The organism is Marivivens sp. LCG002 (genome assembly GCF_030264275.1).
Lineage (GTDB): Bacteria > Pseudomonadota > Alphaproteobacteria > Rhodobacterales > Rhodobacteraceae > Marivivens.
This window is the reverse complement of the sequence record NZ_CP127165.1, coordinates 268,181-282,166: the sequence shown is the minus strand read 5'-3', so window position 1 is coordinate 282,166 and position 13,986 is coordinate 268,181. Positions and strand designations below refer to the sequence as shown.

The window sequence follows — 13,986 nt, the reverse complement described above, 5'->3', positions numbered from 1 at the left end:
CCCTTCTAAAACTTGCCAGATCGGAAAATTGGTTATAAGAAGTTACCAATCAGGAGGAATTATCATGGAAATGCCAATCCCCGACGAAGGAATCATCGCCCGCAAGGAGCGTATCGTTCAACGTTTACAATCGGTTATCCCACATGACGCCGTTATCCATGATCCGGCAGAGACTCGGGCCTATGAGTGCGATGCTTTGACCGCTTATCGCTGTCCGCCTCTGTGTGCCGTGCTTCCTTCGACGACCGAAGAGGTCGCAGCCGTTCTTCGCGTATGCTTTGAAGAGCGCGTGCCCGTGGTGCCGCGTGGATCGGGAACATCGCTTGCAGGGGGCGCGCTTCCGACGGCCGATGCGGTCATTCTCGGCGTTTCGCGTCTCAATCAGGTTATCGAAACAAACTATGCCGATCGCTACATAAGGGTTCAGACGGGGCGCACGAACCTGTCCGTCACGGGCGCTGTCGAAGCGGATGGTTTCTTTTACGCCCCTGACCCTTCGTCCCAGTTGGCCTGCGCCATTGCGGGCAACATCGGGATGAATTCGGGCGGAGCACATTGCCTTAAATACGGGGTGACGACGAACAATCTCATGGGCGTAAGAATGGTGACGATGGAGGGCGAGATCCTCGACATCGGTGGCACCTATGTCGATGCGGGCGGCATGGATCTGCTAGGCGTGATCTGCGGCTCCGAAGGTCAATTGGGGGTCGTGACCGAAGCCACCCTGCGCATTCTTCCCAAGCCCGAAGGCGCTCTTCCCGTATTGATCGGCTATGATAGCAACGAAGTGGCAGGGGAATGCGTCAGCGACATCATCAAGTCGGGCATTCTTCCTGTGGCCGTCGAATTCATGGATCGCCCCTGTATCGAAGCGACCGAAGCCTTTGCCAAAGCAGGCTATCCGATGTGCGAAGCGCTTCTTATCATCGAGGTCGAGGGCAGCCCTGCAGAAATCCGCGAGCAACTCGACAAGATCAAAGCGATTGCGCTGCGCCACAACCCAGTGGAATTCCGCGAGGCACGCGATGCCGATCAGGCCGCGCGGATCTGGCTGGGACGCAAATCGGCCTTTGGCGCGATGGGGCAGATCAACGACTATATGTGTCTCGATGGGACAATTCCGGTTTCCGAGCTTCCTTACGTGCTCCGCAGGATCGGCGAGATGAGCAAGGAATACGGGCTTGGCGTCGGCAATGTGTTCCACGCAGGCGACGGGAACATGCATCCGCTCATTCTGTATAATGCAAACAAACCCGGCGATCTCGAGAAATGCGAGGCCTTCGGTGCCGATATCCTTCGGCTTTGCGTCGAAGTCGGGGGCTGTCTGACGGGCGAACATGGGGTCGGCATCGAAAAGCGTGACCTCATGACAGCACAGTTCGCCGAGGCCGATCTCGAAGCACAAATGGCCGTAAAGGATGTCTTTGATCCGCGCTGGCTGTTGAACCCTGCCAAAGTCTTTCCTTTGGCATCGTCAGAACAGCACCGCATCGCGGCAGAATAGGATCACCATGACCCCCTTAACCGAACAAGACCTCGCCGAGGCGATTGCGACTTCCTCTGGCCCTCTTTCGATCCAGGGTGGAGGCACACGGCCAATCGGCAAACCCGTGACAGGCACGCTTCTCGAGACCAAGGGGCTCGACGGGATCACGCTTTATGAACCGGGTTCGCTGACACTGGTGGTGCAATCGGGCACGCCCGTAACAAAGGTCGAAGAAGTTCTTGCCGCAGAAGGACAACGCCTTGCCTTCGAACCGATGGATCACCGCGTTCTTCTGGGCACCACAGGCGAGCCAACGATGGGCGGAATTGCCGCCGCCAACGTATCGGGACCCCGCCGCATTCAGGTCGGCGCGGCGCGGGATTTCATGCTCGGCGTCCGCTTCGTGGATGGCATGGGTAACATCGTCAAGAACGGTGGGCGTGTCATGAAGAATGTCACCGGCTACGATCTCGTCAAACTCATGGCGGGAAGCTATGGCACACTCGGCGTTCTGAGCGAAATTTCGTTCAAGGTCCTTCCCGTCGCCGAACGCCAGCTTACGCTGACCCTTCACGGCCAGACCACAAAAGAAGCCGTCGCGAGCATTTCGAAAGCAATGGGCTCGCCGTTCGAGGTCACAGGTGCAGCCCATCTTGGTGGCACAACACACTTGCGTATCGAAGGCACCGAGGCCTCGACCACTTATCGCTGCGAACGTCTCGTTGCACTCTTGGGCGGCGAGATCGTGGTCAATCAGGACCAGAGCGCTCAGACCGAACTTTGGCGCGGGATCAGAAACGTCCATCCTCTTGCGGGTTTCGACACGGTTTGGCGCGTTTCGATGACCCCGAGCAAAGCACCTGATTTTCTGGAAATGCTACAGCGTGAACATGAGATCGAGGTCCTGATGGACTGGGCGGGCGGTCTTTTGTGGATCGGCTCAAAGGCTGACCCGCAGTCGCTCCATGAAAAGCTTCAGCGCGAGATTTATAACTATGGCGGCGGGCATGCGACACTTGTCAAAGCGGCGCTGAACGATCGGACACGGCTTTCGGTATTCCAACCGGAACCGCGCGCCATCGCCGCGCTTACAAATGGGCTTCGCGCACGTTTCGACCCCAAAGGCATTCTTAACCCCGGACTTATGAGCTGACCTATGCAGACATTCTTTACCCCAGAACAGCTCCAGGATCCCGGGATTGAACGCGCGAACCAGATCCTGCGCTCTTGTGTGCATTGCGGGTTCTGCACCGCGACCTGCCCGACCTATCAAGTGCTCGGCGACGAGCTCGATAGCCCGCGAGGCAGGATTTACCTCATCAAGGATATGCTCGAAAACGAACGCGTCCCCGATGCGCAAATGGTCAAACATATCGACCGCTGTCTGTCGTGCCTTGCTTGTATGACCACCTGTCCTTCGGGTGTGCATTATATGCACCTCATCGATCATGCTCGTGCCTACATCGAAAAGAACTATGATCGACCTTGGTCCGACCGTGCGCTGCGCTGGATACTTGCGCAAATTCTGCCTTATCCGACGCGCTTCAGACTTGCCTTGCTCGCTGCCAAAATCGGCCGTCCTTTCCGCAAGCTGATCCCCGATGCGCGTCTGAGGGCAATGCTTGAAATGGCACCGAAGCAGATCCCGCCCGTCAGCCGAAACGACGACCCACAGACCTTTGCCCCCAAAGGCACCAAGAAAAAGCGCGTGGCGTTGATGACCGGCTGCGCCCAAAAAGCGCTGAATACCGATATCAACGACGCCACCATCAGACTTCTGACCCGTTTGGGCTGTGAAGTTGTAGTCGCGGACGGTGCGGGCTGCTGCGGGGCGCTGACGCATCACATGGGCAAAGAAGACGACAGTCACCGCGCCGCCAAGGCCAATATCCAAGCATGGAGCCGCGAGATCGAGAGCGACAAAGGGCTCGATGCCATCGTGATCAACACCTCGGGCTGTGGGACAACGATCAAAGATTATGGGCATATGTTCCGCAATGATCCGCTTGCCCAAGAGGCCGCCCGTGTCTCGGGGCTTGCGATGGATATCACCGAGTTTTTGCAGACGCTCGATCTTCCGGACCTCCCCCAGCGCGGCGAACGTGTCGCCTATCACGCAGCGTGTTCGCTCCAACACGGGCAAAAGATCAAAGCGGCCCCGAAAGATCTCCTTCGCAAGGCGGGATTCACCGTGCTTGAACCTGCCGATCCGCATCTGTGCTGCGGCTCCGCAGGGACATACAACCTGATGCAACCCGAAATCTCGGGACAACTCAAAACACGCAAAGTCCGCAGTTTGGAGGCGCTCAAACCCGATATCATCTCGGCGGGCAATATCGGCTGTATGATGCAAATCGGTTCAGGCACCGAAGTGCCGATCGTTCACACGGTCGAGTTGCTGGATTGGGCAACGGGTGGCCCCGAGCCACGCGCCCTATCCCAAAGCATCATAACGCAAGCGGTTCCCAAGTTACGATAACCGCCTTAATCTTGCCCGAAGCATCGCCTAGGAAAAAGCGATGAGGGCAGGATTTATGAAGACAACAGCTATCGCAGCCGCACTCTGGCTTTTGGCAACTGGTGCGAACGCTCAGGATGCATCGCTTCAAGCGATGCAATCCTTGAACGACAGCCGTGGCTGGGATGCCGTCGGTCGGCTCGACATCGGGGGCGAGGGCTTTTGCACGGCGGCCCTTATCCGCGATGATCTCGTTCTGACCGCAGCACATTGCGTCTATGGTGATGACGGAGTGCTTCTTTCTCCGAATACTTTCGAGTTCAATGCCGGTTTGCGAAACGGCCGCGCCGAGGCCTATCGGTCGGTCCGCCGTATCCTAGCCCATCCCGAATATCACCATCGCGCCAGTGCCGATCTGGCCGAAGTGCCATATGATCTTGCGGTTCTCGAATTGGCCCAACCGATCCGCACATCGCGGATCGTGCCGTTCGAGATTGCCGCAACACCGCGGTCGGGACAGGAAATCGGGGTGGTAAGCTATGCGCAAGACCGCGCCGAAGCACCGTCACTTCAAGAGGTTTGCAGTGTCATCGGAACACAAGACGGGTTTCTGGTGATGAGCTGCGACATCAATTTCGGCTCGTCGGGTGCGCCTGTCTTCACTCTGGAAAACGGGGCGCCAAGGATCGTTTCGGTCATATCGGTCATGGCACATGTCGGCGAGAGAAAGGTCTCTCTCGGGACGGCGCTCGGAAGCGAATTGGCCGAGCTGGTTTCCTCTTTCGACACCCCCAAAATCGAAACGAATAGACTGGGAAACCGGAATTCCACGGGCGCGAAATTCGTTCGCCCCTAGGGTCTTGAAAGCGCCGAACACTCTCCCCAAATCAACATCGTGGGACGCCGCAACGGGTCCCGTCACCGCCTGTCCAATCGGAAGGCATTGATATTGTTGTCGCTCAAAGGAGGATAACCCTATGCGCAATTTTGACTTTGCACCGCTGTACCGCGCCACCGTCGGTTTCGACCAAATCGCAGACCTGATGGATCGTGTTCTGACCAACGACACGAGCGCCCAGAATTACCCCCCCTACAACATCGAGAAAACCGCTGAAGATGCATGGCGCATCTCGATCGCCGTTGCGGGCTTTACCGAGGATGATCTTTCGGTTGAAGTGCGCGAAAATTCAGTGCTCATTTCGGGCGCGCGGCCCGAAGAAAAAGAGGACAAGGTGTTCCTCCACCGTGGGATCGCCCAACGCGCCTTCGAGCGCCGCTTCCATCTCGCCGATCACGTGAGGGTCACGGGCGCGGTCCATGAAAACGGGATGCTGCACGTCGATCTTGCGCGGGAAGTGCCTGAAGCGCTCAAGCCGCGGCTGATCCAGATCACCACAAACGCGCGCGGCTCGGTCATCGAGAACAAAGCCGTGAATTGAGGGAAGCGAGGGGGCTTTCCGCCCCCTCTTTGCCCTTTCGGGCAAATTCACCCCCGAGGATATTTAGGGCACAAAGGCAAAACCGTATTTTGTTAACCCCAAGGGGGTATTTTGCTCGATACGGAACAGGCGGGGACGCCGATGGCCGTGCACGAAGGCGAGAGCCGGCCCGGTGGTGATCCACCGGGCTTTTCTTTGTTTCCAAAGGCGTCAGTGCGCCTCTGCCCAATTCGCGCCAATCCCTGCCTCGACCTCGAGGGTGACATCGAGTTTTACAGCCGGATCGGAGGCATTCTCCATCACATCTTTGGCGATTTCGATAAGCTCTTTTTCCGCGCCCTTCTCCACTTCGAACAAAAGTTCGTCGTGCACCTGTAGCAGCATCCGAGCGGGAACATCGGCGATGGCGCTTTCCATGCGGATCATGGCGCGGCGAATGATATCTGCTGCGGTGCCCTGAATCGGTGCGTTGATTGCCGCGCGGCGGGCAAAACCTGCGGTCGGTCCTTTTGCGTTGATCTCGGGCGTATGGATTTTGCGCCCGAAGAGAGTCTCGACGAACTCGTTCTTTTTCGCAAATTCGATCGTGTCGTCCATATAGCTTCGAATACCCGGGAAACGTTCGAAGTAGCGATCAATGAAGCCCTGCGCTTCGGCGCGGGGGATGCGTAGATTGCGCGCCAGTCCGAAGCCCGAGATGCCATAGATCACGCCGAAGTTGATCGCTTTAGCCTGCCGACGGATGTCGGACGTCATTTGGTCGAGCGGGACATCGAACATTTCCGAGGCGGTCATCGCATGGATGTCGTGCCCGTCGCGGAAGGCTTGCTTGAGTGCGTCGATGCCTGCCACATGCGCCAGAATCCGCAATTCGATCTGGCTGTAGTCCAAGCTGACCAGCACTTTGCCTTCTTGTGCGACGAAGGCTTCGCGGATGCGGCGGCCGTCTTCGGTGCGCACGGGGATGTTCTGGAGGTTCGGATCGGTCGATGCCAATCGTCCTGTGTTCGCACCTGCGATGGAATAGCTTGTGTGGACGCGCCCCGTTTCGGGATTGATATGATCCTGAAGCGCATCGGTGTAGGTCGATTTGAGTTTAGAAAGTTGACGCCAATCGAGCACGAGTCCCGGAAGTTTGTGCTCGGTGGCGAGGTCTTCGAGAATATCTGCGCCCGTGGCATAGGCCCCCGTCTTGCCCTTCTTGCCGCCCGGCAGCGCCATTTCGTCAAAGAGGATCTCGCCGAGTTGTTTGGGGGAACCGACGTTGAACGGACGACCCGCGAGGTCCTGAATTTCCGCTTCTAGGGCCGCCATTTTCTGGGCAAAGGCGTTCGACATGCGCGAAAGTGTGTCGCGATCGACTTTGATCCCGGCCATTTCCATCCGCGAGAGGACCGGGATCAAAGGACGTTCAAGGGTCTCGTACACGGTCGTAACCTTGGCCTGATGCAGGCGCGGTTTGAACTTTTGCCAAAGGCGAAGCGTCACATCGGCGTCTTCGGCGGCGTATTTTACGGCCTCTTCCACAGGGACTTTGTCGAATGTGACGGCAGATTTCCCGGTGCCGATGAGGGATTTGATCTCGATCGGCGCATGGCCCAGATAGCGCTCGGACAGTTGGTCCATCCCGTGGTTATGAAGTCCTGCATGCATCGCATAGGACATGAGCATTGTATCATCGACAGGGGCAACCTGAATGCCGTAGCGCGCGAAAATCTTGGCGTCGTATTTCATGTTCTGACCGATTTTCAGAACACTGTCGTCCTCGAGAACGGGCTTGAGCAGCGCGAGGGCGTCATTCAGGTCCATCTGTCCTTCGGCCTTGGCGTCCGAGGCGAAGAGATCGTCGCCCGCGTCGGCGCGATGGGCAAGCGGAATGTAACAGGCTTGGCCTGCCTCGACGCAGAGCGAGATACCGACGAGATCGGCCGTCATTTCGTTGAGGCCTGTCGTTTCGGTGTCGACGGCAACATAGCCGCGCTCGCGGATTGCTGTGATCCAGCTTTGAAGCGCCGCGCGGTCTTTGATCCATTCGTATTTGCCGTGATCAAAGGGGAGTTCGCGGGTCTCTTCCGATGTGGCGGTGGATTCTGCGGGTGTCGGCTCTTTGATGACAGGCGCTTCAACGCCGAGATGTTCGGATACGCGTTTGACGATCGTCCGAAACTCCATTTCCGTCAGGAACGCGAGAAGGTCCTCGGCGACGGGCGCACGCAGTTCGAGATCATCCAGAGTGAAATCAAGCTCCATGTTACAGTCGAGCGAGACCAGTTTTTTGGACAGTCGGATCTGGTCCGCGAATTCGATCAGAGACTCGCGGCGTTTGGGTTGCTTGATCTCGCCAGCGCGGGCGAGCAGCGTTTCCAGATCCCCGAATTCATTGATCAGAAGTGCGGCGGTCTTGATCCCGATCCCCGGAGCGCCGGGCACATTGTCGACCGAGTCACCTGCGAGTGATTGCACATCGACGACGCGCTCGGGACCGACGCCGAATTTCTCGATCACACCATCACGGTCGATACGGCGGTTTTTCATCGGATCGAGCATTTCGACCCCGTCACCGACAAGCTGCATAAGATCCTTGTCCGAAGACACGATGGTCACGCGGCCGCCTGCCTCGCGGGCACGGCAAGAGAGAGTGGCGATGATGTCGTCCGCCTCGAAACCCTCTTGCTCTTTGCAGGCGATGTTGAAGGCAATCGTCGCACGGCGGGTCAAAGGCATTTGCGGGCGCAAGTCCTCGGGCATCGCCTCGCGGTTGGCTTTGTAAAGATCGTAAAGATCATTGCGGAAGGTGTGGCTTCCTTTGTCGAAGATCACCGCCACATGTGTTGCAGCATCAGGGCCGTTGTTACCCTCGATATAGCGTTGGAGCATGTTCACAAAGCCGCTGACTGCCCCGACAGGGAGACCGTCGGATTTGCGCGTCAAAGGCGGCAAAGCGTGATAAGCACGAAAGATAAAGGCCGAGCCGTCGATCAGGTGCAGGTGGCAGCCTTTTCCGAATTTCGTCATATCAATCCCTCCGCGCAGTCATGGTCAGGAAGGTTTTGACATGTTCAGCCGCCTGCCGCCAGCAGTTTGCCCCCAAGAACAAACGAAAAGCGGCCCGATTTGAGATCGGGCCGCTCTGGTCATTCCAAAACCGCTGTTCGGTCTTATTTGGCGTCGGCAAAGCTCTTGTGGATAAAGAGCGCATCGCAATAGGGGCACTCGACTTTGCCGCTCTCGTGCGGGAGCGAAAGATAGACTCGGGGATGGCCAAGAGCACCCTCACCACCGTCGCAAGCGACGCGCCACTGATCAACAATCTTGGTCTCGGGTGCAGGAATGCTCATTGCTTTGCCTTCATCTGTTGCCGCGGGAGCTTTCCCGCCTTAAATCGGATGGCATAATAGAACACCACGCGCCACGAGCAAGACGGGAAACAACGCTTTGACCGAGAACGCCATTGAAATCAGCGGACTTCGCAAGACTTACAAAGCGTCTGGCCGTAGTCCCGGCAAAGAAGCACTCAAGGGGATCGATCTCGACATCCCGCGCGGTTCCATATTCGGTCTGCTCGGGCCGAATGGTGCGGGCAAATCCACCTTGATCAACATCCTTGCGGGGCTCGTGCTCAAGACCGAAGGCACCGTCAAAATCTGGGGATTCGATCAGGACAAAAACCCGCGCCAGTCACGTGCCGCGATCGGGATCATGCCACAAGAGCCGAACCTTGATCCGTTCTTTACCCCAGGCGGCAGTCTCGAAGTCCAAGCGGGGCTTTACGGGGTGCCCAAGGCCCAGCGCAAAACCGATGAAATTCTCGAGTTGATCGGTCTGACCGACAAAAAGAATGCCTATGCACGGTCACTCTCCGGCGGGATGCGTCGGCGACTTTTGCTCGGCAAAGCCTTGGTCCACGATCCGCATATCCTTGTTCTTGACGAGCCGACCGCAGGTGTCGACATCGAGCTTCGAAATATGCTGTGGAACAACGTGCGCCGGCTCAATGAAGAACGCGGGATGACGATCATCCTGACAACGCATTACCTCGAAGAAGCCGAAGCGATGTGTGACGAAATCGCGATCATCAACCACGGCTCTCTTATCACGCGTGACACGACAGCGAACCTTCTCGGGCGCATCGACAAAAAGACGATGATCGTTGTTCCCGATGCAGAAGCCGAGCTTCCGCAGCTTCCGCCCGAGATCTTGGGTCAGAAGCGCCCCGATGGGTCGCTTGCCTTTACCTACAAGCAAAAAGAAACCCGCGCCGAAACGATCCTTTCGGCGCTTCGCGACGCGGGCATTTCGATCAAAGACGTCAAAACGACCGAAGCGGATCTAGAGGATGTATTCCTCGAATTGACCGCTTCGCGTTAATCTTTGTGGGTGGGAACGGTGCGTGACGGGGCCACATAAGGCCGCGTCACATCCTTGACGATCACTTCAAGTGCTTCGACTTCCAGTTTGATCTGGCCGCCTCCCGCAAATGTCAAAAGAACATGACCCGTGCCGTCCTCGCCTGCCTCGAAGCCGACCGAGAGCAATGACAGCACGATCTCGCCGTCCGACTTGTTCACGCCTTGGGACTGGACCGAGACGACATCCTCGATGACGAGAACGGATTGAACACGCTCGACGGGGCGGCGGCGCAGCTCGGCAGACGTGACGTCCTCCCAGCGGAAACGGTTCAACAGGATCGCAAAGCGGCGTTCTTTCTGCTTCCACACCATTTCCTTGGCAGGAAAGACCGAATCTTGCACGAGTGCGGACAAAACCGTGAGGTCGTCCGCATCCAGAGCCTTGAGGCGCAGGGGCGTTTCGCCCCCATCTTCGAAACGTGCGTCTTCGGTCACTCGCCCTTGATCCTTTCGATCTTGGCGCCCACGGCCCCAAGTTTTTCTTCGACACGCTCATACCCGCGATCAAGGTGATAGACGCGGTTCACAAGCGTTTCACCTTCGGCTGCAAGACCCGCCAGAATAAGCGAGACGGACGCCCGCAGGTCGGTCGCCATGACTGGGGCACCCTTGAGCGTTTCGACACCCGTGACAGTCGCGGTGCCGCCATGCACATCGATCTTTGCACCCATACGCATCAGTTCGGGCGCGTGCATAAAGCGGTTCTCGAAAATCTTCTCTTCCAGAACGCTGGTGCCATCCGCAAAGCAGAGCATCGCCATCATTTGCGCCTGAAGATCAGTCGGGAATCCGGGGAACACTTCGGTGACAACGTCGACGGCTTTGGGTCGGTCTCCGTTCAGCTTGACCTTGAGGCCGCGCGCGGTTTCTTCGACCGAAACACCGGACGCATCCAGTTTTTCGACAAAAGACTGAACGAGTTCGAGCTTACCTCCAAGACATTCGACCTCGCCGCCTGCGATGACGGGGGCGAGCATATAGGTGCCAAGCTCGATACGGTCCGTGACAACGCGGTGCGTTGCGCCATGAAGTCGGTCAACACCCTGAATTTCGATACGGCTGGTGCCTTCACCTTCGATCTGGGCACCCATCGCCTTGAGGCAGCGGGCCAGATCGACGATTTCGGGTTCGCGCGCCGCGTTTTCGATAACCGTCGTGCCCTTGGCCAATGTAGCGGCCATCAGGACGTTTTCGGTCGCACCCACAGACGCGAATCGCAACGGCACAAGATTGCCCTTGAGACCGCCGTTCGTCTTGGCATGCAAATAGCCATCCTTGAGCTCGATCTCGGCACCCATCGCCTCGAGTGCTGTAATATGGATGTCCATCGGGCGCGCACCGATTGCACACCCACCAGGCAACGACACCGTTGCATGGCCTTCCCGCGCAAGCAGTGGCCCAAGAACAAGGTTCGAGGCGCGCATCTTGCGGACGATTTCATAATCCGCATGGGTGCTGTTCAAACCATGTGACGACAGCACGATGGTTTTGCCGTCCTGCATCGACGACACCTCGGTCCCGAGAGACTTCAGCAAGGCACTCATCGTCTTGATGTCCGAAAGACGCGGCGAGTTTGTGAGCGTCAGAGGCTCATCACTCAGAAGAGTCACGGGCATGAGGGTCAGTGCAGCGTTCTTTGCGCCGGCGATCTCGATTTCGCCGCTCAGGGCAGAACCGCCCTTTACCAAAATGGAATCCATGCTCTTTTACCTACTCTTCTTGGTCTTCTGACGCTGCACGCGCTTTTGCCTGTGCCTTGCGCTTTGCCATATTTGCTTTGAGCGCAGCCTTTAAGCGGGCTTCTCGCTCCGCTTCGGATTTGGACTGCGTTTTGTGATTTGTTTTTTGATCCATGTGCACGTTGTTAGCCTTAGATGAAAAAACCGTCCAGAGAGGGCTTGCGCAGAGTTTCGATTACGGCTAATTCCCCGCCACCGACGCTGCAGTAGCTCAGTGGTAGAGCACTCCCTTGGTAAGGGAGAGGTCGGGAGTTCAATCCTCCCCTGCAGCACCATTTCCCCAAAAAATTGTCAGTTCTGCATAACTCATTGCGCTGCTTGATGCGGGTGAGGAATTCGGCTTTCCTATCCCTAAAACTATCCAGTTTCAGGACGTTGCACCTTGGTAGCCTATCACGCGGCGAAAAGGACCCACGCATGAACTTGCCACTCAACATTAAGCTTCCACTCTACTTTTCAACCATGGTTGCTATTGCTGCGGCGGCGGTCGGCCTCATCAGCTTTCTGACTGTCAACGAAAGCCTATTGAACAAGGCCTACAATGAACTTGCGGCAGAGGGGGTGCGCTCTTCGGTCCGAATCAAGGAAAGTCTCGAACTCGACCACCGAATGGCCATCACACTTGCGTATGATTCGGAACTCCAGACTCTTTTCGAGGACTTTAGCCAAGCTTTTGAAGCCACCGTGCAAAATGGGGGCGACGCCGCAGACTTCAGCGCGACACCTGAATTCATGGCGATAAAGAACGCGAACTTCGCCTATATTTCGGGGGTGAAACGCGCGCTGTCCTTCTCGTCCTATTATTTGGTCAACCTCGATGGCACCGTTGTTTTTGCAGAGGACCCGTCCTCTGCGCAGAAAAACAACATCGGTGCGAACCTCCTTTCGGGGGAATTCGCGAACACCGAAGTCGCCCAAGTCTTGCAAGCGGTTCTTCCCTCTCGCGACGGCACGGCATCCGGCGCAGAATTTGCCGAAACACCGTATATCACCTCGGATTTGACGCCTGATCCGATCAAGACCCTTTATGCTCTTCCGCTCAAGAACCGCGCGGGCACCCAAATCGGTGCGATTCTTTTCGCCAAGAACGGCAATGATGCAAGCCGCGCGATGATCAAGGATTTGAACGGCACCACTTCGGACCGCTTTCTGCTGAACGCCGACGGAGAGCTTTTGCTCGCTACGAAACCGCGCGCGCGGGCTGAAACGATACTCGCGTCTTTCGCAAACCTTGACGAGGAAGTTCTCAGCGCGGTGATCGAGGACACTCAAGAAATCGCCGGTGCAATCGTCGACTTTTCGGTTGGGGATCAGAGTTACAAGCTTCTCACCGTAGCCGATACGAGCGCGATTCGGAGTGAAAGTAACCATCTGGGGCTACTCTTGCTTATAGATACACTCGTCATCACTGCGCTCGCCATTGCGATCAGCATTTTCGTGACACGCAGGAATATTGCGCCTATCCGCGAAATGCGCGGACATTTCCATCGGATCGCCGATACACTCGATCTGAGTTATCGGGTGAATTCGAAAAAGCGCGACGAAGTCGGGAGCGCGGTTCGTGCCCTCGATCGGATCATGATAGTTTTCGAACAGGCGTTTGACCGGATCGGCGAGGAATCCAAAACAGTCGAAGCTGTTATTTCCAGCCTTGGTGAAAGCGTCCAAAGTCTCGCCTATAACGCCGAAGTCCAAAGCACGGCGATTGATGAACTTTCGAGTTCTGTCGAAGAAACCTCGAGTCAGGTGCGAAGCAACGCCCAATCCGCCCAGCGCGCCTATGATAGTGCCGCACGGATGAACACCACCGTATTCAACGGAAAGGCGCGCATGGACGAAATGGTCGATGCGATGAACGACATCCGCGTCTCCTCCGTCGAAATTTCGCGTATCATCAAAGTAATCGACGATATCGCGTTTCAGACCAATCTTCTTGCCTTGAACGCCGCTGTCGAAGCAGCACGCGCGGGGTCCCAAGGCCGTGGTTTTGCTGTCGTGGCTTCCGAAGTCCGCAACCTTGCGGCCCGTTCGACCGTTGCCGCTCGGGAAACTCAAGAGCTTATCGAACAAGCCTCTAACCGTGTGTCGGTGGGCGTTGAAATATCGAGCACGACCAAAGCCGCCTTTGACCAAATCGCGAACGACATCGAGTATGTCTCTTCGCTGATGGCGGATATCTCCCGCGCCAGTGAAGAACAGGCGCATGGAGTCGAAAGTGTGAACCTCGCGATCAACGAGATTGCGAGATATGCTTCGAATTCAACGGCCGAAGCCGAGAAAATCGCCAACACCTCCGAAAAACTCATTCGTGCGAACGAAGAGTTGCGCAAAGAAATCGGGCGTTTCGGCACAGGATCACAATCTTCGGACCTGATCACAATCGAAGCCACTACGTTCGAAAACGGGCAGTCCGCTGGTGAAGTTGCACCGAAAGTGGCTGCTTGAAGACTTTGAC

The 13,986-nt window shown here is 56.8% G+C and carries 12 protein-coding genes and 1 tRNA gene; 8 read left to right on the top strand and 5 right to left on the bottom strand.

Annotated features, from left to right (window positions below):
• The first annotated feature begins 64 nt into the window (after window positions 1–64).
• The 5 genes from QQG91_RS01460 (at window position 65) to QQG91_RS01440 (ending at window position 5,383) form a co-directional block, all read left to right on the top strand.
• Complete coding sequence (locus QQG91_RS01460) at window positions 65–1,504, top strand: FAD-linked oxidase C-terminal domain-containing protein (protein WP_285771211.1); 1,440 nt, start codon at window positions 65–67, stop codon at window positions 1,502–1,504.
• A gap of 7 nt (window positions 1,505–1,511) precedes the next feature.
• On the top strand, window positions 1,512–2,639 hold the full coding sequence (locus QQG91_RS01455) for an FAD-binding protein (RefSeq protein WP_285771210.1): 1,128 nt from the start codon (window positions 1,512–1,514) through the stop codon (window positions 2,637–2,639).
• 3 nt (window positions 2,640–2,642) lie between these two features.
• Window positions 2,643–3,965: a glycolate oxidase subunit GlcF gene (gene glcF / locus QQG91_RS01450; protein ID WP_285771209.1), complete on the top strand. Its 1,323-nt coding sequence runs from the start codon at window positions 2,643–2,645 to the stop codon at window positions 3,963–3,965.
• 55 nt (window positions 3,966–4,020) lie between these two features.
• The gene (locus tag QQG91_RS01445; protein ID WP_285771208.1) at window positions 4,021–4,800 is read left to right on the top strand and encodes a trypsin-like serine peptidase; all 780 of its coding nucleotides are present in this window, start codon (window positions 4,021–4,023) and stop codon (window positions 4,798–4,800) included.
• A gap of 121 nt (window positions 4,801–4,921) precedes the next feature.
• Complete coding sequence (locus QQG91_RS01440; RefSeq protein ID WP_285771207.1) at window positions 4,922–5,383, top strand: Hsp20 family protein; 462 nt, start codon at window positions 4,922–4,924, stop codon at window positions 5,381–5,383.
• A 210-nt stretch (window positions 5,384–5,593) separates the two neighbouring features.
• Here the strand turns inward: QQG91_RS01440 and polA are convergent, their stop codons facing one another.
• Together polA and QQG91_RS01430 are read right to left on the bottom strand one after the other, a co-directional pair.
• The gene (polA, locus tag QQG91_RS01435; RefSeq protein ID WP_285771206.1) at window positions 5,594–8,398 is read right to left on the bottom strand and encodes a DNA polymerase I; all 2,805 of its coding nucleotides are present in this window, start codon (window positions 8,396–8,398) and stop codon (window positions 5,594–5,596) included.
• A 143-nt stretch (window positions 8,399–8,541) separates the two neighbouring features.
• Entirely contained in the window at window positions 8,542–8,721 is a 180-nt protein-coding gene (locus QQG91_RS01430; protein ID WP_285771205.1) for a zinc-finger domain-containing protein, read from the bottom strand.
• A 97-nt stretch (window positions 8,722–8,818) separates the two neighbouring features.
• On the opposite strand from QQG91_RS01430, the gene QQG91_RS01425 reads away from it, so the two are divergent.
• Entirely contained in the window at window positions 8,819–9,751 is a 933-nt protein-coding gene (locus QQG91_RS01425) for an ABC transporter ATP-binding protein (protein WP_285771204.1), read from the top strand.
• On the opposite strand, the gene QQG91_RS01420 is transcribed toward QQG91_RS01425, so the two are convergent.
• From QQG91_RS01420 to QQG91_RS01410, 3 genes are read right to left on the bottom strand one after another with little or no spacing between them, the layout of a single operon-like run.
• The gene (locus QQG91_RS01420) at window positions 9,748–10,227 is read right to left on the bottom strand and encodes a DUF2948 family protein (RefSeq protein ID WP_285771203.1); all 480 of its coding nucleotides are present in this window, start codon (window positions 10,225–10,227) and stop codon (window positions 9,748–9,750) included. The two genes, QQG91_RS01425 and QQG91_RS01420, sit on opposite strands and share 4 nt — an antisense overlap.
• Window positions 10,224–11,492: a UDP-N-acetylglucosamine 1-carboxyvinyltransferase gene (murA, locus tag QQG91_RS01415; RefSeq protein WP_285771202.1), complete on the bottom strand. Its 1,269-nt coding sequence runs from the start codon at window positions 11,490–11,492 to the stop codon at window positions 10,224–10,226. Before murA ends, QQG91_RS01420 begins: the two co-directional genes overlap by 4 nt.
• A gap of 10 nt (window positions 11,493–11,502) precedes the next feature.
• Window positions 11,503–11,646, bottom strand: a complete 144-nt coding sequence (locus tag QQG91_RS01410; RefSeq protein ID WP_285771201.1) for a hypothetical protein — start codon at window positions 11,644–11,646, stop codon at window positions 11,503–11,505.
• Window positions 11,647–11,731: 85 nt separating this feature from the next.
• On the opposite strand from QQG91_RS01410, the gene QQG91_RS01405 reads away from it, so the two are divergent.
• Window positions 11,732–11,806, top strand: a tRNA-Thr gene (locus QQG91_RS01405).
• 142 nt (window positions 11,807–11,948) lie between these two features.
• The gene (locus QQG91_RS01400; protein WP_285771200.1) at window positions 11,949–13,976 is read left to right on the top strand and encodes a methyl-accepting chemotaxis protein; all 2,028 of its coding nucleotides are present in this window, start codon (window positions 11,949–11,951) and stop codon (window positions 13,974–13,976) included.
• Window positions 13,977–13,986 lie beyond the last annotated feature (10 nt).